Origin of the sequence: Pseudomonas fluorescens, assembly GCF_902498195.1 — a bacterium.
GTDB lineage: Bacteria > Pseudomonadota > Gammaproteobacteria > Pseudomonadales > Pseudomonadaceae > Aquipseudomonas > Aquipseudomonas fluorescens_BU.
Genome location: NZ_CABVIY010000025.1, coordinates 1 through 538, shown reverse-complemented (window position 1 = coordinate 538; position 538 = coordinate 1). Strand labels below are relative to the sequence as shown.

Annotated in this window: 1 protein-coding gene; it reads left to right on the top strand. The window is 67.7% G+C overall.

The window, feature by feature from the left end:
- A partial coding sequence (locus tag F8N66_RS31360) for a LysR family transcriptional regulator (RefSeq protein ID WP_150773745.1) occupies positions 1-538 on the top strand: 538 nt, incomplete at both ends.

The window sequence follows — 538 nt, the reverse complement described above, 5'->3', positions numbered from 1 at the left end:
GCCCGTCAGCGATGAGTCGGGCGCTGGCGCGCTTGCGCGAAACCACCGGTGATCCGCTGCTGGTCAGGGCCGGACGGGGACTGGTGCCGACACCCCGGGCGCTGGAACTGCGCGAGCGGGTCAGTCAGCTGGTGCAGGACGCAGAAGCGGTGCTGCGGCCGGCCGAGCAGCCGGACCTCGCGCAACTCAACCGCACCTTCACCCTGCGCAGCAGTGAAGGCTTCGTCGAGAATTTCGGCGCGGCGCACATTGCGCGCATGGCCGGACAATCGACCGGGGCGCGGGTTCGCTGCATGCACAAACCGGATAAAGACAGCACGTCATTGCGCGATGGGACCGTCGATCTGGAAACAGGCGTGGTGGGGGAGGCTGCGGGTCCGGAGTTGCGTACCCAGGGATTGTTTCGCGACCGTTTGATCGGCGTCGTGGGCCGGGGGCACCCTTTGAGTCAAGGCGAAATGACGCCTGCCCGGTATGCGGCGGGCAGCCACATCGGCGTTTCCCGGCGAGGGCTCGAAAGGGGGCCGATCGATGAGGC